The sequence below is a fragment of the Pedobacter sp. AC464 genome, from assembly GCF_979253075.1.
Genome location: NZ_CEEDBV010000002.1, coordinates 557,677 through 575,957 on the forward strand (window position 1 = coordinate 557,677; position 18,281 = coordinate 575,957).

The following is an 18,281-nucleotide window of genomic DNA, read 5'->3' on the forward strand; positions in this document are numbered from 1 at the left end:
GGTTTAGGTCTGGCAAACTGCCTTAAAAGCCTAAACCTTACACCTCAAACCACTGCAAGTTACTGTTTTTCTTGCGACTAATTAAACACTACTTCTTAGCGTCTTTGCTAAATAACTGGTCTTTAGATGTTTTTTCTACAACCATTCCGTCTTTAAGCTTATTTTGAATGGCTGAGTAAGGTCCTGTTACAATTTCCTGTCCGGCTTTAACACCACTTTTCACAATAATAAACTGGTCGTTCTGAATTCCTGTGGTAACTTCCGCCTGCTTAACTTTTTTGCTTGCAGCATCATAAATATAAACGAACTGTTTAACGGTTTTATCAGTAAGTTTTGATTTTTGTTTGTCGTTATTTTCCTGGTTATTCGATGATGCGCCAGCATCTGCAGATTTATTCTTGTTATCTGTAAATACAGCTTGAATTGGCACCGCTAAACCTTTTAACGATTCACTTTCAATATCTACAGTTGCAGACATGCCCGGGCGGAAGATAGATTGTTGTTTGCCGGCAAGTTCTTCAGTAATCCTGATTTTTACAGAAAAGTTTGTAACCTGATCTACAGATGTAGAAGTTGTGGTACCCACAGCAGTTGACGAACTTGCGATTTCGGTAACCTCACCTCTAAATTTTTTATCAGAAAACGCATCAACTTCAATTGAAGCCTTGTCGCCAACTTTAACACGCGTAATGTCATTTTCATTTACATCAACATTTACTTCCATTGATGAAAGGTTTGAAATACGCATAATCTCCGTACCAGCCATTTGAGATGTACCCAGAATACGGTCGCCCAGCTCGATGGAAAGTTTTGAAACTACACCATCTACAGGAGCGTAAATTGTTGTCTTTGCAAGGTTTGCACCAGCTTCTTTAACGTTTGCACCGGTTTGTTCGAGCGTAAATTTCGCACCTGTTACATTTTCTTTAGCACTGGCCAAATTTGCTTTTGCGGTTAAGTAAGCTGCTTTCGCGGCATCAAACTCCGAAGCTGAAATCACTTTTTTATTATACAGTTCTACGTTACGCTTATAAGTGGCTTCTGAATTAACAAAATTAGCCTGGTTTTGAATCAGCTGCTGTTGAGCTGCTGCAACACTGGCTTTTTGAGCGTTAAATGATGCTACAGTCCTTTCGTAACCCGATTGCAATACATCTGGTCTCACTTTACAAAGTAATTGCCCGGCTTTTACAATATCACCTTCTTTTACCTTTAGTTCAACCACCTCACCCGATACCTCCGAGCTTAATTTCACTTCTGTTTCGGGTTGTATTTTACCACTGGCAGTTACTGTTTCAACAACAGTCCTATCAGATGCTTTCTCTGTTGTAACCTTTTCAGTTTTGTTACCGCCTATTACACCGGCAAGTCTTAATCCGATTAGAACAACAAGGATAACACCAATGGTAATTAAAATGTGCTTCAGTTTCATAATATTTTATTGTATTTCGTTTGTTGGTTATTAAAATGTAATCTGTTTGCCTAAATAATAGTCAATTACTTTAGCTCTAAATAACAGGTCGTATTTTGCCTGGATAAAATCAATTTCAGCTTTATTTCTGTTGGTTTGTGCCGTACTATAATCAAGCGAGTTCACTAAACCTACGTTATAGCGTTGCTCTACTACATAGAAAGCATCTTTTTGCGCATTAAAAGCATTTTGTGTAGAACCATACCGACTCTGAGCGGCTTTTAAATCTGTAGTTGCCTGAAAGATAACTTTATTTAAATTGTTTTTGGCCAATTGCTCTGTTGTTAAACTGTTTTGGTAAGTTATTTTAGCTCTTCTCACTGTAGAGCGGGCACTGAAGCCATTAAAAATTGGAATTTGCAAACTCATACCGATGCTTTGGCCCAAACGCTGGTTAATTTGGTCGGTGAAAGACGATTGTGGAAATTGCCCGTTATATTTAAACTGATATGAATATGAAGTATTAAGGCCGGCGCCTAAACTTAAGGATGGCGAGTAAGCCCCTTTTGCTACGGCTATCCCTTGTTTTGCCGCCTCCGAACGTAGATTCGCTAATTTTATGTCGGGAAAAATGCTCAGGGCATTATTGTAAATCTCTTCAGGACTTGCAGCTGATGGCGCCGCTTTAACGTTATCAATTAAAGGAGCCTGAACCACAAAACGTTGATTTGGTTGCATTTCCATCAACTGGCCTAGAGTTAGGTAAGAAATTGACAGTGCATTTTGTGCGTTTGTTAAATTCAGCTCTGCTATGGCTACCTGCGATTTGGCTTGCGAAATATCAGCAAGGGTTTTGTTTCCGGCGTCAAGCAAGGCGTTTTCTCTGGTCAGGGTTTTGTTTGCGATTTCCAGCTGCTCTTTCGACGCCCGTTCCAGGTCAGTATTGTACAACACCTGAAGATAGGCAGTAACAACATTCAAAATCAAGTCGTTTTTAACCTTATCAACATTTGTTTGGTCTGCAGCTAAAAGCAACTTATTCTGTCTAATCTGGTTTACTTTTTCAAATCCGCGAAAGAGGTCGACGTTGGTGCTTAAATTTCCGCTTGTAAATAAAGATGTTTGATTGGTAACCTGGAAAGTTGTTTGATCCAAACCACGTCCAAATGTTAAGTTTGGATTGATGCTTGCGTTTAAATTTGGGTAAAGAGCATATTTAGATTGCGTTAAATTTTCGTCGGTTATTGCAGCGCTAAATTGGGCCTGCTTTATGGTAAGATTATTATTTAGGGTATTATCAACAGCCTGTTGTATGGTAATTACTTGCTGGGCGTTAACAATTTGACTACAGCCTAAAGCAATTAACAATGTAGTGCAGGTAAAAAACTTTGTTTGGGTAAACATCTTCATAATTTGTTTCAAATCTATATAAACAACTTCAATAATTTCAATGTGTCCGGGCAATTACTAACTTTGGCGTAATGTACCTGGTAAAATCGCCGCTTCTGCTTAAATGGTATTACCCATCTTTGTTATGGAATAAATCCCGAAACGAAAAAGTTATTTATTTAACCTTTGACGATGGACCCATACCCAATGTTACAGATTTTGTTTTAAAAACTTTAAAAGTCTTCAATGCCAAAGCGACTTTTTTTTGTATTGGCGATAATATTATCAAGCATCCTGATGTCTTCAAGCGACTAACAAAAGACGGTCATGCTATCGGAAACCATACTTTCAACCACCTTAAAGGCTGGATAACCGACAACGAAAGCTACATCCAAAATGCCTTACAGTGCCAGCAGCTTACTAAAACTAATTTATTCAGGCCTCCGTACGGAAGAATAAAAAAGTCGCAAATTAAGCTTCTCAAATCTCATATCCCAAAACTAAATATCGTTATGTGGGATACATTAAGTGGCGATTTCGACCTAACCCTCGCTCCCGAAAAATGTTACCAAAACGTAATCAACAATGCCCGAAATGGTTCAATTGTCGTTTTTCATGATAGCTTGAAAGCTTTCGACCGTTTAAAATACGCTTTGCCCCTCGTTTTAAAATATTTTTCAGAAAAAGGTTTTCAGTTTGCATCATTGGACGAAAGCTAAAGTAATGCCAACTAAGCCCCAAAACCTAATCGGCTAATATACAATTGGTTAACGTTTGCAACCACCCAGCATGTGTTCGTAAATGAACAGGATAGTCCGCAATTGAACAATTGACGAAGCGATCTATTTAGAACAATAATAAATAATACAATGATCCTCCTATGACTGTAACAGGTTCATTTTTTTTGTAAATTCGCACCTATTAGAATAGAAGTATTACCTTTTAACCAATAAATCGATGGCTTTTGATATAGACATGATTAAAAAGGTTTATGCAAACTTCGGCCCTCGTGTAGATGCGGCCCGCAAAATAGTTGGCAGACCTTTAACATTATCTGAAAAAATATTGTATGCTCACCTTTGGGACGGCGATCCTAAAAAAGCATTTTCTCGGGGAACAGATTACGTAGATTTTGCACCAGATCGCGTTGCGATGCAGGATGCGACTGCGCAGATGGCTCTTTTACAATTTATGCAAGCTGGTCGGCCTCAGGTAGCAGTGCCTTCAACAGTTCACTGCGATCACTTAATTACGGCGAAAGAAGGTGCTGCAATAGATTTGCCTCATGCAAGAACAGAAAGTGCTGAAGTATTCGACTTTTTATCTTCTGTATCAAATAAATATGGTATCGGTTTCTGGAAACCAGGCGCTGGAATCATCCACCAGGTTGTATTAGAAAATTATGCTTTCCCTGGTGGAATGATGATTGGAACCGACTCACATACGGTTAATGCAGGCGGTTTAGGTATGGTTGCGATTGGCGTTGGTGGTGCTGATGCTTGTGACGTAATGGCTGGATTGCCTTGGGAACTTAAATTTCCAAAATTAATCGGTGTAAAATTAACTGGTAAACTAAACGGTTGGACCGCTGCGAAGGATGTTATTTTAAAAGTTGCCGGTATCTTAACCGTAAAAGGTGGTACTGGTGCAATTGTAGAATATTTTGGCGATGGTGCTATTAACCTGAGCTGTACTGGTAAAGGAACTATTTGTAACATGGGTGCCGAAATTGGTGCTACTACTTCTACATTTGGTTATGATGAAAGCATGGAACGCTATTTACGTTCTACAGACCGTAACGAAGTTGCCGATGAAGCTAATAAAATCAAAGAATATTTAACAGGTGATGCAGAAGTTTATGCAGATCCTGAAAACTATTTCGATCAGGTTATCGAAATTGATTTAAATACCTTAGAACCATATTTGAACGGTCCTTTTACACCCGATTTGGCTACTCCGGTATCACAAATGAAGGTAGAGGCCGAAAAAAATGGCTGGCCTTTAAAAGTTGAGTGGGGCTTAATTGGTTCTTGTACCAATTCATCATATGAAGATTTATCGAGAGCAGCATCCATTGCTAACCAGGCCATTTCCAAAGGTTTAAAAACTAAAGCGGATTTTGGTATCAATCCTGGTTCTGAACAGGTGCGCTATACCGCCAACCGCGATGGCTATTTGAAAACTTTCGAAGATTTAAATGCGACTATTTTCACCAATGCCTGCGGACCATGTATTGGTATGTGGGACAGAACAGGTGCCGAGAAAGCAGAAAAAAACACCATCGTTCATTCATTTAACAGGAACTTTGCGAAACGTGCAGACGGTAACCCGAACACTTTCGCTTTCGTAGCTTCGCCAGAAATGGTAGCGGCAATTGCGATTGCCGGAGATTTAGGTTTTAATCCGCTAACAGATACTTTAACAAATGACAAAGGTGAGCAGGTTAAATTAGACCCACCAACGGGTGATGAATTGCCTACTAAAGGTTTTGCTGTGGAAGATGCCGGTTTCCAGGCGCCCGCTGCCGATGGTTCATCGGTTCAGGTTTTGGTTTCTCCAACTTCACACCGCTTACAATTGTTAGACCCTTTTACACCTTGGGAAGGCACAGACCTTAAGGGTTTGAAACTGCTAATTAAAGCAAAAGGAAAGTGTACAACGGATCACATCTCTATGGCTGGCCCATGGTTAAAATTCCGTGGCCACTTGGATAACATTTCTAACAACATGTTAATCGGTGCGGTAAACTACTTCAACGATAAAACTGATAATGTTAAAAACGAATTAACCGGCGAATATGGACCAGTTCCAGCAACGCAACGTGATTACAAAGCTGCAGGTATCGGTTCTATTGTAGTTGGCGATGAAAACTACGGTGAAGGTTCATCTCGTGAACACGCAGCTATGGAACCTCGCCATTTGGGTGTTCGTGCTGTTTTGGTTAAATCTTTCGCCCGTATCCATGAAACTAACCTTAAAAAACAAGGTATGTTGGGCTTAACGTTTGCCAATAAAGAAGATTACGATAAGATTTTAGAAGATGATACAATTGATATTTTAGGCCTAACAGAATTTGCACCAGATAAACCATTAACATTGGTATTGCACCATGCAGATGGTACCGAGGAGCAATTCCCGGTTAACCACAGTTACAATGCACAGCAAATTGAATGGTTTGTTGCAGGTGGTGCTCTAAATATCATCAGAAGAGAAGCTGCACTTAAAGCACAAGGCTAAGCGCAAAACTTAATTTGCTTACGAAATCCCGTTTTGATTAATTTCGAAACGGGATTTCTTTTTTACAGCAGCAAAATGTTTTTATCCTTTGCGAAATTCATCGTGCTAATAAGCTTTTTTCAGTAAACCAATGTTGCTTTTTCGGCGATACAAGCAATAGATTTCGGCGGAATAATAGTACTACAATCTGACGAAATTTGATACTTCACATTAAACGCTCTTTGCTTCTCCGTATATTCTGATACTTTTTGAAGAAAGAGCTTTGTATCGATATCAAGGGAATATAAAACGAAATGCGTTGCACCGCCACAAGGTTTTGAACCGATTGGAACGAAACGCCAGTTTGATGGATCATTACAAGATACTTCAGCCGTCAAACTTTCGATTTCATTTAGTAAGGTTTTGAGTTCTTTTTCATCAGCATTTTTAGTTGAGCTGTTTAAGTTGCCGTCTTTGCAGCTTTGAAAGGTTACTATAGCAGAAAAGAAAATCGTAACGATTATAAGGGAATAGTTGTTCATGGTGTGTTTTACTCAAAACGAAAACGTGAAAGCAAACGCTACAGCCTATCGTTTCAAAAATTCCTGCCACCAATATCCGGAATCCTTTATGGTTCGCTCCTGAGTTTTAAAATCATTGTAAATAAGTCCAAACCTTGCGGTAAAACCTTCGGCCCATTCAAAATTATCCATTAATGTCCAGGCCATGTAACCTTTAACAGGCATGCCATCGTTTTTTGCCCTCAGTAAAGCTGCAAGATACAGCTGAAAATACGCTATGCGCTCAACATCATTAACATGTCCATCCATTAATTTATCGTGGTAAGCAGCACCGTTCTCTGTTATAATTATATTCTTAATGCCCTGGTACGATGAAAACTGTTTAATAATGTTGTAAAAACTCTCTGCATTAATTTCCCAGCCCATAGCCGTGTGCGCTTTTTTTCTGCTTTTCGCCTTAACTTCCCAAGCCTGGATTACAGGTATAAAAGCATTGTATTTAACTGTTAGCGGAAAGTAGTTCTGTAAACCGATAAAATCGAAATCAAATTTATAGCGCTCTGTATGTCGCCACGTTCCATATTCAATCTGAAACTTTTCGAGTACGTCCCAATTTTCTGTTGGAAAGCCAAGGCCGAGACTAGGTTCTACAAAAAGTCTGTTCATCAGGCAATCGACTCTTTTCGAAGCCAAAATATCATTGTCGCTTTGCGTGTAAGGCAGAATTTCTGAACAGGAAAAAGTTGTACCAATATTTGCCTGACTAATTTCGGCACGTAAAATTTTGCCCCCTTCTGCTTGCGCCAGGGCTGTGTGGTGTACCGCAGAAAAGAAATTTGTTAAACCAGTTTTACCGGGAGCATGCACACCCAGCATGTAGCCTAAAGAAGTATATCCGAAAGGTTCGTTAATTACAATCCAGTTCTTTACTTTGTCGCCATATGCTGTAGCGCAAATGCTTACAAACGCGTTAAAAGCAGCATTGATGCTAAAGCTTGTCCAGCCGCCCTCCTCTTCTAAAGCTTGTGGCAAATCCCAGTGGTATAAGGTTATGTAGGGTATGATACCATGTTGCAGGCATTCATCAATAACGTTGTGGTAAAACCTGATGCCTTCGGGATTAATCTCTCCTTTTCCAAAAGGTAAAATCCTCGACCAGGCAATTGAAAACCTGAAAACTTTGAAACCAAGAAGCTTTACCAAAGCGATATCTTCACGAAACCGATGGTAAAAATCACAGGCAACATTGGGTTTGTGGCCTTTCTTTATCTTGCCGCTTTTGGTAGAAAATGTATCCCAAATGGATGGACCTTTTCCGTAATAATCTGACGCCCCTTCTATCTGGGCTGCCGCAGTTGCAACGCCCCATAAAAAATCATTACCAAAATCAGTTGATTTGACCATGTCCATGTATTAACGATCCAAGATGCAAACCTAATATTAACACAACATTAATTTTATTGGCTAATCAAGTGCAAGGCCAATCTCTTTCAATAATATTGCGGCATTAAATGTAGCGCAGGGTCCGGTTTTAAGTTTGTAATCAAACTGCATGTTGCCGTCAATAATCGATATATCAAAATGAAAATTACGTAAAGCACCTTCATGTTCCAGCTGCATATCTGCCAACTGCAAATCATGCGTAGCAAACAGTGCCGCTCTTTTTAAATCCAATAGCTTTTCGATAAAAACCTTCGAACCTAAATATTTATCGCGGCTATTTGTTCCCCGCAACATCTCGTCTATAAGAACAAAGGTATTTTCATTTCGTTTTACATTCATTAAAATCATTTTTAAACGATTTAATTCTGCCTTAAAAGTAGATGTACTCTCGTTTAACGAATCCTTAATTCTCATGTAAGTGTTTAACGCGAAAATCGAAAGCTTCATATCTGTGGCGCAAACGGCAGCGCCAGAGTAGGCCAAAACCATATTTATGCCGACTGTGCGAAGAAAAGTGCTTTTACCCGCCATGTTAGAGCCTGTAATGATATCGACTGTTGGAATTTTTTCAAAGCTAAAATCGTTAACCACCCGAAGAGGAAGCTTAATTAAAGGGTGCCCTAACGAAGTTGCAGAAAGCGAAAAGGCCTGCTCAATTTTAGGGAATGTCCATGAAGGCGAATTATAAGTTAATGTTGCCAGGGAAATGATTTCTTCAAAATGACCCAAATTGCTTAGTGATGAGCTTACGTTTTCTGACGAACTTTTAAGCCATTTTTCAAGCTGAATGCAGTATCTGAAATCCCATAAGAACAATGCATTTAACAGACTTCCAATCATTAAATTTAAACGTGAATCAAAATTTTGGATAATTTTTGAAAGGCTATTTATTTCTTTGCTAACCGTTAAATTAATTGACGAAAGTTCTGAAAAAAAGGCACTTTCCCAGCGCTGGCTTTCAGTCCATTTAATTGCTTTTGAATATTCGTTTAACAAGCTAGAGCTGCCACTGAAGCTATAAAAAACAAGATCTATTTTTTTGCTGAAAAAAGAATTCCAACCGATATGTGCAAAAAATGAAAAAGCAAATAATTTCCAGAAAATCCCTCCGTAAATTATTCCGGCCGACAATGAAAAAATTGTTAAGAATGGAACCAGTGAAACATAAAACCTAAAAAAAGTATTATTTGTAAAGGTTAAGAGGCTTGCCAGTTTATTCGAGAGTTGTTCTGTAATTAACTCAATTTTTTCTGCATCATAACCTAACAGATGTGCTCGGAATTCAAAAGTTTTATCTGTTATAGCTGCCATTTCCTTTACCGCATCCTGACGAAGGTTAATTTCATCAACCGTTTTTAACTGAGAAAAAACCGCAGCTAATGTTTCGTTTCCTGTTTTTGTGCTACAACGGTTCGCCAGGGCAAATAAAGAGGAGTTTCCAAAAATATCCAAATCAGAAGAATACGGATGTAAATCTGACTGGAAACGCTGGCCATTATCATAACCATTTTCCAATCCGTTTAAAATGTTGAGTTCGTTTTGGAAAACCCAAAGAAGTTTTTTTTCGAAACTTAGCTTTTTGTCGAGCCTGCTTTGGCGGCGAACAATAAATACAAAACCTAAAACAGGAATAACCAAACATATTTGAATTAAAGTTCTCAGACCATTATCCGGAGAATTTAAGAGCAATACAAAAAGCAAAATTTCAACTAAAAACAAACCGATTCTAACCAGCGACAGTCGGTCGATAAGCGTTTTCGTTTCGCCAATCTGTTTCGTGGCATCATCAACTTTCTGTAGGTAATCTGCTCGTATTTGTTCGTCAGTTTGAGACATCCCGTATATTTTATTTTTGTAAAGATATTAAAGCAGATGATGATTTATTTTGTTCGTACATTTTTATCTAAGTTTGCAACTTCAAGAGAAGGATTATAACCGGTAAATAATGAAGATTACCCTTATCGCCATTGGCAAAACAGAAGATAAATATTTAATTGAAGGAATTGATAAATATATAAGCCGTTTAAAGCACTACATCAATTTTAATTTTCTGGCGATTCCTGATGTGAAAAACGTAAAAAACCTTTCGGAAGCCCAACAAAAAACGAAGGAAGCAGAGCTGTTGCAAAAACAAATTAATAACGGTGATGTTGTTATTTTATTGGATGAGAAAGGTAAAAAGTATAGTTCTGTTGAATTTTCTGCGTACCTTAATAAACAGATGATTGGAAGCGTTCAGCACCTGATATTTATAATTGGTGGCCCTTACGGTTTTGATGATGCTATTTACAAAAGAGCAAATGGTTTAATATCCCTGTCGGACATGACTTTTTCGCATCAAATGATTAGGTTATTTTTTGTTGAACAGTTATACCGGGGTTTCAGTATTTTAAAGGGAGAGCCATATCATCATGCCTAAGAAACATGATTGCTTATGGAAATAAGAATTTCTTTTCATCGTTAAATAAAAAGATTATGATTTTAGATAAATATAAACGGCAGTATAAATTTAAGAGCCGCCAGGGAAATGCAGATAAATACCTTTGGGTGAGTATTATTGGTGCGTTAGTGATCTGTGCAATTATTTATTACTTCTTTTAAGCGTAAGCCTGCAAAAAAAAGTAAAAAAAAACACCGGTTTTCACCGGTGTTTTAAATTTTATTGTCACTAAACTCCTTTTTTACTCGTCATGCTTGCTTTTTTAGCAGGCGCAGACGTTTTTGTAGTTGCTTTAGCACTTGCTGATGCCTTTGAACCTGTAGCTTTCTGCTTTTTATCAGCTGCAGCCTTTTCCTCAGCTAGTTTAACTTCAGCAGGCGAGCCTTGTGTATCAGGCGTATCTTCCGTAAACAGAGGCAAATCCTTAATAATGTTATACCAGCCGATAATTTTCTTCATATCAGAAGCGTAAACTTTATCTTCATCATGGCCCGGCGCTACCTCATTAAAGTAAGCACGTAAAGTTGCGGTATCAGCTTTGGTATCAGGAGTTGTTCCTTTTGCCGAAATTTTGGTAAAAACATCTACTAGCTTAATTTCTTCATCTTCGCCGTAAACCGTAATATCTTCCAGCGAAGCCAGTTTTGTATTTGTAATGTTGGCTACAACTTTAAGTTTTTGAGCGTCTAAACCTTCTAAAATGTAACCTACTTTATTTTGTCCAACAAGTTTAAATAAACCTGGTCTGCCGGAAACGGCAACTATTCCTCTTAAATTCATATATTTTGAGATGTGAGATTTGAACACAAAGCATGCGTAAACACCACCCTGAATTTCAAATCTATTGTCTATTTATTTAAATGAGAAAGAGATTCAAATCGGCACTAAACTATGCTGATTTGAAATCCCACATCTCGGGTTTGTACTAATCTTCGATTATTTCTACTCCTAAAATTTTATCGCCCTGGCGGATATCATCAACAAGTTCAACATTTTCAACCGCTTTACCAAATACAGTATGGTTACGATCTAAATGTGCCGTGTTTGTTCTGCTGTGGCAGATAAAAAACTGAGAACCACCAGTGTTACGACCAGCATGTGCCATTGATAACACACCACGATCATGGTATTGGTTTTCGCCATCTAATTCGCAATCGATTTTATAACCCGGACCACCTGTACCAGGCATTCCTGTTGCGCCATCCTTAGAATTCGGGCAACCCGTTTGAACCATAAAATCAGGAATTACACGGTGAAAAGTTACGCCGTCGTAAAAGCCTTCGTTCGCCAATTTTTTGAAGTTTGCAACTGCTTTAGGAGCATCTTTTTCAAAGAACTCAACAGTCATATTACCTTTTTCAGTTTTTATTATTGCTTTACTCATATCAATATATTTTTTTACAGCCATTAAAAGTTTTCAAATTTTTTAATGAACCGCAAAAATAACAAAATTACATTACTTATAACACGATTAAATTTTTGTAAACAGACTAAATCAGGTATTTTAGTGTTTTATGTAATTATGGCGATTCGAAAAAAATATTGCATGTTGATTTTTTGTCTGCTTTTGAGCATTTGCGCCAAGGCATCATCTATTTTAGTTTTTATGGATGAAGACCAGAAAAATCACTTAAAAGCCTATGGAATTGCCTATTGGACAATAAGTAAACAACTTGAGGTAGACTGGTTGTTAAACTACCGCGGCGGGAGTTTTCTTATCAAATATAATAAAAGCGTTGAGGATGAACTGAAAATCAGAGGTGTATCATACGAGGTTTTAGCAGATGGAAAAGTAGTAAATCTGTTGAATGAGATAAGCGACCCATCGGTAAACATGGAGATGGTAAAGCTCGAAAAAACGCCTAAAATCGCTGTTTATTCCCCAAAAAGCAAATTGCCCTGGGATGACGCAGTAACCCTTGTTTTAACTTATGCCGAAATACCTTACGACGTAATTTACGACGACGATATTCTGCAGGACAAACTAAGCAAATACGACTGGCTACACCTGCACCATGAAGATTTTACAGGGCAGTATGGGCGTTTTTACGCTTCTTTCAGGTACGCAAACTGGTATCAGGATGACGTTAAAAATCAGGAAGCCTTAGCCAGGCGCATGGGTTATAAAAAAGTTTCGGAAATGAAACTGGCTGTGGCCAAACACATAAAAGAATATTGCGCAGGTGGCGGATTTTTATTTGCCATGTGCTCGGGAACCGACAGTTTCGATATTGCACTTGCAGCCGATGGTGTAGACATCTGTGCCACCATGTTTGACGGAGACCCCGCAGACCCGAACGCACAATCTAAGCTTGATTTTAATAAAACGATGGCTTTCCAAAACTTTAAGCTCGATAACAACCCGATGAATTATGAATTTTCGGATATCGACGTAACAAACAGCAGGGGTTTGAACCAATCGAATGATTACTTCACCCTTTTTGATTTTTCTGCCAAATGGGATTTAGTTCCAACCATGCTTACTCAAAACCATGATAAGGTAATTAAAGGTTTTATGGGGCAAACTACTGCCTTTAAAAAAGGGCTGGTTAAAACCAGCGTAACGGTTTTGGGGGAAAATAAAGGCGCCGCAGAGGTTAGGTATTTGCATGGTGAGATTGGAAAAGGCCAGTTTACATTTTACGGTGGGCACGATCCTGAGGATTATCAACATGCCGTTGGCGATCCGCCAACTGATTTAAATCTTCACCCGAACTCGCCGGGCTACCGTTTAATACTGAATAATGTGCTGTTTCCTGCAGCTAAGAAAAAGCCTCAGAAAACATAGTTTGCTCTCTTTGATTAAGAAAACCTGTTAAAATCATTCCTGAAAACGCTACTATCCTTTAATCTATACAGCTAAAGAGATTTGATGTGGCCTACGTCTGCCGGGGCTTTATACCCGAAATCAATAAAAAACACCGCTGTATATCAACGATTTAGAAAACACCAATGTAACGTAAACAATACTTTGGCACAGCTTTTGGAAAGAGGCTTGTAATTAACAAATGGCCATTGGCCGATAATTATAAACTAGATTCTTTACTTAAAAGAAAAATATTATGAAAAAGTTACTAATTGGTGCGAGCGTTCTATTATTATCAACAGGTGCATTTGCACAAACTACAATGAGCGGTTCTTCTGCAAGGTTTGGATTGAAAGCTGGTGTAAACTTATCAACTTATAGTGGAACAGGTGTAGCAGATTTAGACTACAAAAATAACGTTGGTTATAACGTTACCGCTTTCGGCGATTTTGGCATCGGAAACAATTTCTTCATTCAGCCAGGTGTTTCCTTGCAAAACAAAGGTGCTAAGTTAGAAAGCTCGGGTACCATTGCCGGAACAACAACTACCGGAACATTTAAACAAGATGTAATGGCTATTGAAGTTCCAGTTAATGCCGTGGTAAGAATCCCTACAGGTGATGCTGGTGCAATTCAGGTTAGTGCAGGACCATATGTTGGCTTCAACATTTCTGGAAAAAACAAATACTCAGGAAGTTATACTAATGCAGGAACTGCATCCTCAACTTTTACTGATAGAGATTTAAATTTCGGTAGCGAAACTTCTGATGATTTAAGCAGTATAGACTTTGGTGCAAACTTTGGTTTAGCTTACCGTACAAACTCAGGAATTTTAGTGGGCGCAAACTATGGCTTGGGTTTATCTAATTTAATTCCTTCGGATTCTAGAACAAACGACGTGAAATTAAGAAACCGTGTATTAGGTTTCTCAGTTGGATATTCATTCTAGAAAATCCCTCTAATAAAAAAAGGCGTGCTGAATTGAATTTCAGAACGCCTTTTTTTTAATCATAAAAGTTCCAGGTAACGCCAAATTTCAGAAGTGCATCTGGCATTGGGTATCTGTTAACGGTAAAATAGCCCGGCGAGAGCAAACCCTGATTCAGGTAATCGTATTTAACAAAAATGTTAGCCCGCTTTAAGTTTGCTTTCAAAAAGAAATCCACCACAGGAGTTGATTTCAAGACACTTTCCTCGCCTACATAAAATTGCGATAAAGCCGGCGAATAAGAATAATTTGCATAAGCGGTGTTGTACCTTACATCAAAACCGATGTTCGTTTTCAATACCTTAAAAAAAGTTATATCAAAATACACACTATTGTAGGTGTAAAACTCTGGCGTTCTTAAAACACTGCCATTATCCGTTTTTTGATATGCAAGGTAATTTTCAAGGGCAAATTTTCCGAAACGCCACTTTTTGGAAACATCCAGCCTTATTAAATTGATATCCGAACTTTCCTGAAGAGGCTTTATTCCAACATCGTTAATTCCTTTAATTGTAGTGCCAAAGTAAAGGTAGTTGCTGGTTAAAAAGTAGCTTGCGCCAGCCTGGAGCATTAGTTTATCATTAATGTAACCGAATGATAAATTGGCTACTTTAACATTTTTCAAACCTTGATCATTCCACGAGAAATGGTTGCCATTGTAGGCACCGAAGATTGCCGATGGCGATTGGTTTTGAAGGTAAGCACCAAGCTCAATTCTTCCGATGGTTTTACCTAAAGCAATTTTACTTTTGGCTTCGTAGAGAAAATCGCCTGCATTTCTTCCCTGAAATATCTGCTGCACATCTAGATTTAAATCGATATTAGTTGTAAAGCGATAACCCAAGTTTCCTAGCAAACTGATGTTTTGAAAACTCGATGAGGCATCCTCATACCTTGCTCCGCTTGATCGAAGACCAATTGTGTGGTAGTTGTAATAGTCGTGCTTAATTCCTGCATCTAACTTCAACTCATTTTTAATAACAGATGAGTTTTTCGGCCTTAAAAAGAAACTATATAGAAACTCATTTTTTATATGCTGAACATGTGATGAATCATTGGTGAACGATGCATCTACGATATTATCACTTTTTCGTAATGCCCTCGGAATTACGGTGTTGTCGTCAGATTCCTCTTTACTAAAGTCATAACTATCATTGTTGTATTCTATTGTGTAAGATATTTTGTTAGTTGGCACAACAGAGCCATTAACTGTATTGGAACTATCTATTCGCCCCACATAATATGTTTGCTTTAAGAATATGGTATTTTTACGGAAAAGGTTTCTGGCAGACCTTAGTCTGACAGCCTCGGCATCTCTGGAAATTTTATCGTAACCAGAATTAAATATAGTGGAATCTGTAGTTACCGAACCATTTTCGTATGCCCTCAACGTGTTAAAAATGGCAGAGGCCCACATGTTATACCGCTTGCTTGGCGATTGATACCAGCTAAAAACTGCGATGTTTAAATTGTCACCACGTTGCCGGCTGTAAAAACCACGTGAATCCATTCGGTTAAAATTAAAGCCTGCATTCCAGTTCTTCTTAATATTCTGACTATGGATGCCGCGAAAAAGTTGCTCTTTTTGTCCGGCGCTAATTAAATACAGGCTTGTAAAAGGCGAACGTGCCTGATAATAGATGATGTCTTCAGGCGTTAAGGCATAGTAATCGAGCGAATGAAAACCTACATCAAAACCAATCCTTTTGGAGGGTTCGTATAAAAGTGGCCTCGCAACCTGCCCCATATTACCCGTTGTAATCGTTGGGTGTTTAGGCTGCATCAGCGGACTATAATTTTGGATATTTACCGTCGAGGTATCAAGCGGCAACAGAACAATACTGTCTTTACTAAGCGAAAGTTTTGTAAACCGGATATATTTTGCATTATAGACAATGGAGTCTTTTGCGCCTTCTTCTTTTTTTCTTAAAGAATCGAGTTCCTTGTTATTACCAACAGTGGTTTTTAAATCTTGCCCAAAGGCTTTATCAACACCAGAAAGTATTAAGATTAAAAGACAGATTTGAACAACTTTACCCATCTTACAGCTCAGCGATTAAGCGGATTAAAATTTCAGTCATTTTTGGTTCAGCTTTAGCGGCAGCTTCTAAAATTTCGTCTAAACTAAATGGCTGTAAGTCTTCAGGAAAACCCTCATCTGTTAAAACTGATATTGCAAAAACTGGTAACCCGGCGTGATTGGCAACAATTACTTCAGGCACGGTACTCATCCCGACAGCATCGGCACCTATCAATCTTAAATATTTGTACTCGGCTTTTGTTTCTAAATTAGGCCCTGAAACGGCTACGTAAACACCTTTATGACATTTAACATCAACCTCGTTTGCAATTTGCAATGCTTTATCAATGATAGAACGTTTGTACGGCTGGCTCATATCCGGGAAACGCGGACCCAGAGAACTTTCAATTAAACCGCGTAAAGGATTATCAGGTTGCAAATTTATGTGGTCTTCAATAATCATTAAATCACCTTTTTTAAATTCGGGATTTAAAGACCCTGCAGCATTAGAAACTATCAAATTCTCGATACCCAAACCTTTCATTACCCTTACCGGGAAGGTGATTTGTTGCATGCTGTAACCTTCGTAGTAATGTAAACGACCCTGCATGGCAATAATTTTCTTTCCGTTTAATGTTCCGAAAATTAACTTACCACTATGAAATTCTAAAGTAGATATTGGGAAATTAGGAATGTTTGAGTACATCAATTGATGTTCTACCTTAATCTCCTTAACCAGGCCGCCTAGTCCAGTGCCTAAAATGATGCCTATTTCTGGTTTAAAGTTTTCGGTTTTGCGTTTAATGTACTCAACGGTTTCTTCTATTGCTCTTAACATAGTTTAAAATAAGTTCATCAAAGGTAATCTTATCTTCTTCAAATAAATCAACCTCGATAGGTAAAAAATATACTGGTAAATTTACCAGTAAATCTTTAAAACCCGCAGCATTTAAACGCTTACTATCCTTTTCTGTTGTGATGATGATTTTTTCTTTTTTTGTACCAGAAACAAACGCTGATTTAAACTTTTCAATATCGGCAATTTTAAATTGATAATGATCTGGAAATTCTTCGTGTTTTATTGTTTTTGTGTATTTCTCGAGCGCTTCAATAAGCGGCGCTGGATTAGCAATTCCGGTAAGCAAAAAAACCTCATAATCCTTAATGGAATCGAGTGTGCGGGTTTCATTGGCGTATAAATGCTTTAATTCGCCATACTTAATGTACGAATGAAGCACTTTTTGATTGCTATCTGGCTGTAATTCATTTATTGAAGCCTGTTGCGCCACATGCAACAGTGGCACGGGAGCTTTAGTTACCAATAAGATATCAGCTCGTTTTCTGGATGAAAAAACATCGCGTAAATTTCCTGCCGGAAGTAAAAATTGCAGCGTTCCGAGTTTTCTGAATTCGAAAAGTAAAATATTAAACCCAGCTCGCACCGCCCTGTGCTGATACGCATCGTCCAGGATAATTAAATCGTGACTATCTTTCAATTTTTCAATTCCTGCTACCCTATCTTCGCAAACCGCTACAGTTATGTTTTTAAACTTATCGTAATATTGAAGTGGTTCGTCTCCGATGGTTTCGGCTGTGGCGTTATTGTCGGCCAAAATAAAACCTTTGGTTTTACGTCCATATCCTCTGCTCAAAACGGCAATTTTATAATCGCTTAGAAGCCTTACCAAATACTCGGTAGTTGGTGTTTTACCAGAACCACCAACGGCTAAATTACCCACACAAATTACAGGAAGATCAAATTTAACTGAAGCCATAATCCCCCAATCGTACAGTTTTTTGCGGAGGGTGATGGCCATACCGTAAATTAATGAGAATGGAAGAAGTAAAAGGCGTAAATAATTAATTAGCATACCGTCGTGTTTTCAAAAATAAGGATAATTTAAAAAATTCGGGCATCGCAGTTTTCTTGCCCAATAAAGCAACGTGAGAAAGATGGAAAGGTTTGTCAGAATTTTATTGTAATAATTATTTTAATTTCCTAGCTTGGCGGGTAAGCGTTACATTCAACATCAAAACACCCTAATTG

Annotated in this window: 16 protein-coding genes; 6 read left to right on the forward strand and 10 right to left on the reverse strand. The window is 38.3% G+C overall.

Annotated elements, in window-relative coordinates:
* Positions 1 to 88: 88 nt before the first annotated feature.
* Both AC0IWT_RS13115 and AC0IWT_RS13120 read right to left on the reverse strand, forming a co-directional pair.
* Positions 89 to 1,432 carry an efflux RND transporter periplasmic adaptor subunit gene (locus tag AC0IWT_RS13115; protein WP_471797506.1) on the reverse strand — a complete coding sequence of 448 codons (1,344 nt, stop codon included), beginning with the start codon at positions 1,430 to 1,432 and terminating at the stop codon, positions 89 to 91.
* A gap of 30 nt (positions 1,433 to 1,462) precedes the next feature.
* Entirely contained in the window at positions 1,463 to 2,821 is a 1,359-nt protein-coding gene (locus AC0IWT_RS13120; protein ID WP_056870242.1) for a TolC family protein, read from the reverse strand.
* A gap of 71 nt (positions 2,822 to 2,892) precedes the next feature.
* On the opposite strand from AC0IWT_RS13120, the gene AC0IWT_RS13125 reads away from it, so the two are divergent.
* On the forward strand, positions 2,893 to 3,519 hold the full coding sequence (locus tag AC0IWT_RS13125; RefSeq protein WP_471797507.1) for a polysaccharide deacetylase family protein: 627 nt from the start codon (positions 2,893 to 2,895) through the stop codon (positions 3,517 to 3,519).
* A 238-nt stretch (positions 3,520 to 3,757) separates the two neighbouring features.
* Positions 3,758 to 6,037 (forward strand): aconitate hydratase, encoded by a 2,280-nt coding sequence (locus AC0IWT_RS13130; protein ID WP_471797508.1) that lies wholly within the window; start codon positions 3,758 to 3,760, stop codon positions 6,035 to 6,037.
* A 119-nt stretch (positions 6,038 to 6,156) separates the two neighbouring features.
* Here the strand turns inward: AC0IWT_RS13130 and AC0IWT_RS13135 are convergent, their stop codons facing one another.
* The 3 genes from AC0IWT_RS13135 to AC0IWT_RS13145 are packed head-to-tail and all read right to left on the reverse strand — an operon-like array spanning position 6,157 to position 9,816.
* Positions 6,157 to 6,558 carry a hypothetical protein gene (locus AC0IWT_RS13135; RefSeq protein ID WP_471797509.1) on the reverse strand — a complete coding sequence of 134 codons (402 nt, stop codon included), beginning with the start codon at positions 6,556 to 6,558 and terminating at the stop codon, positions 6,157 to 6,159.
* 45 nt (positions 6,559 to 6,603) lie between these two features.
* A complete protein-coding gene (locus AC0IWT_RS13140) occupies positions 6,604 to 7,941 on the reverse strand; it encodes a GH1 family beta-glucosidase (RefSeq protein WP_471797510.1) in 1,338 nt (445 codons plus the stop codon).
* Positions 7,942 to 8,001: 60 nt separating this feature from the next.
* Positions 8,002 to 9,816, reverse strand: a complete 1,815-nt coding sequence (locus AC0IWT_RS13145; protein WP_471797511.1) for a MutS-related protein — start codon at positions 9,814 to 9,816, stop codon at positions 8,002 to 8,004.
* Between the two features lie 109 nt (positions 9,817 to 9,925).
* Between AC0IWT_RS13145 and rlmH the strand changes: the two genes are divergently transcribed.
* The gene (gene rlmH / locus AC0IWT_RS13150) at positions 9,926 to 10,399 is read left to right on the forward strand and encodes a 23S rRNA (pseudouridine(1915)-N(3))-methyltransferase RlmH (protein WP_471797512.1); all 474 of its coding nucleotides are present in this window, start codon (positions 9,926 to 9,928) and stop codon (positions 10,397 to 10,399) included.
* 56 nt (positions 10,400 to 10,455) lie between these two features.
* Positions 10,456 to 10,581 carry a hypothetical protein gene (locus AC0IWT_RS13155; protein ID WP_255352773.1) on the forward strand — a complete coding sequence of 42 codons (126 nt, stop codon included), beginning with the start codon at positions 10,456 to 10,458 and terminating at the stop codon, positions 10,579 to 10,581.
* Between the two features lie 67 nt (positions 10,582 to 10,648).
* Here AC0IWT_RS13155 and AC0IWT_RS13160 read toward each other — a convergent pair whose 3' ends face one another.
* Positions 10,649 to 11,200 (reverse strand): DUF5606 family protein, encoded by a 552-nt coding sequence (locus AC0IWT_RS13160; RefSeq protein ID WP_056869791.1) that lies wholly within the window; start codon positions 11,198 to 11,200, stop codon positions 10,649 to 10,651.
* 145 nt (positions 11,201 to 11,345) lie between these two features.
* Entirely contained in the window at positions 11,346 to 11,804 is a 459-nt protein-coding gene (locus tag AC0IWT_RS13165; protein WP_471797513.1) for a peptidylprolyl isomerase, read from the reverse strand.
* 162 nt (positions 11,805 to 11,966) lie between these two features.
* Between AC0IWT_RS13165 and AC0IWT_RS13170 the strand changes: the two genes are divergently transcribed.
* Positions 11,967 to 13,208 (forward strand): asparagine synthetase B, encoded by a 1,242-nt coding sequence (locus AC0IWT_RS13170; RefSeq protein WP_471797514.1) that lies wholly within the window; start codon positions 11,967 to 11,969, stop codon positions 13,206 to 13,208.
* Between the two features lie 274 nt (positions 13,209 to 13,482).
* On the forward strand, positions 13,483 to 14,175 hold the full coding sequence (locus tag AC0IWT_RS13175; protein WP_056869790.1) for a porin family protein: 693 nt from the start codon (positions 13,483 to 13,485) through the stop codon (positions 14,173 to 14,175).
* A gap of 55 nt (positions 14,176 to 14,230) precedes the next feature.
* Here AC0IWT_RS13175 and AC0IWT_RS13180 read toward each other — a convergent pair whose 3' ends face one another.
* From AC0IWT_RS13180 to lpxK, 3 genes are read right to left on the reverse strand one after another with little or no spacing between them, the layout of a single operon-like run.
* A complete protein-coding gene (locus tag AC0IWT_RS13180) occupies positions 14,231 to 16,255 on the reverse strand; it encodes a putative porin (protein ID WP_471797515.1) in 2,025 nt (674 codons plus the stop codon).
* A gap of 1 nt (position 16,256) precedes the next feature.
* Positions 16,257 to 17,072 (reverse strand): purine-nucleoside phosphorylase, encoded by an 816-nt coding sequence (locus tag AC0IWT_RS13185; protein WP_471797516.1) that lies wholly within the window; start codon positions 17,070 to 17,072, stop codon positions 16,257 to 16,259.
* Positions 17,044 to 18,105, reverse strand: coding sequence for a tetraacyldisaccharide 4'-kinase (lpxK, locus tag AC0IWT_RS13190; RefSeq protein ID WP_471797517.1), 1,062 nt, complete (start codon positions 18,103 to 18,105; stop codon positions 17,044 to 17,046). Before lpxK ends, AC0IWT_RS13185 begins: the two co-directional genes overlap by 29 nt.
* Between the last annotated feature and the right edge of the window lie 176 nt (positions 18,106 to 18,281).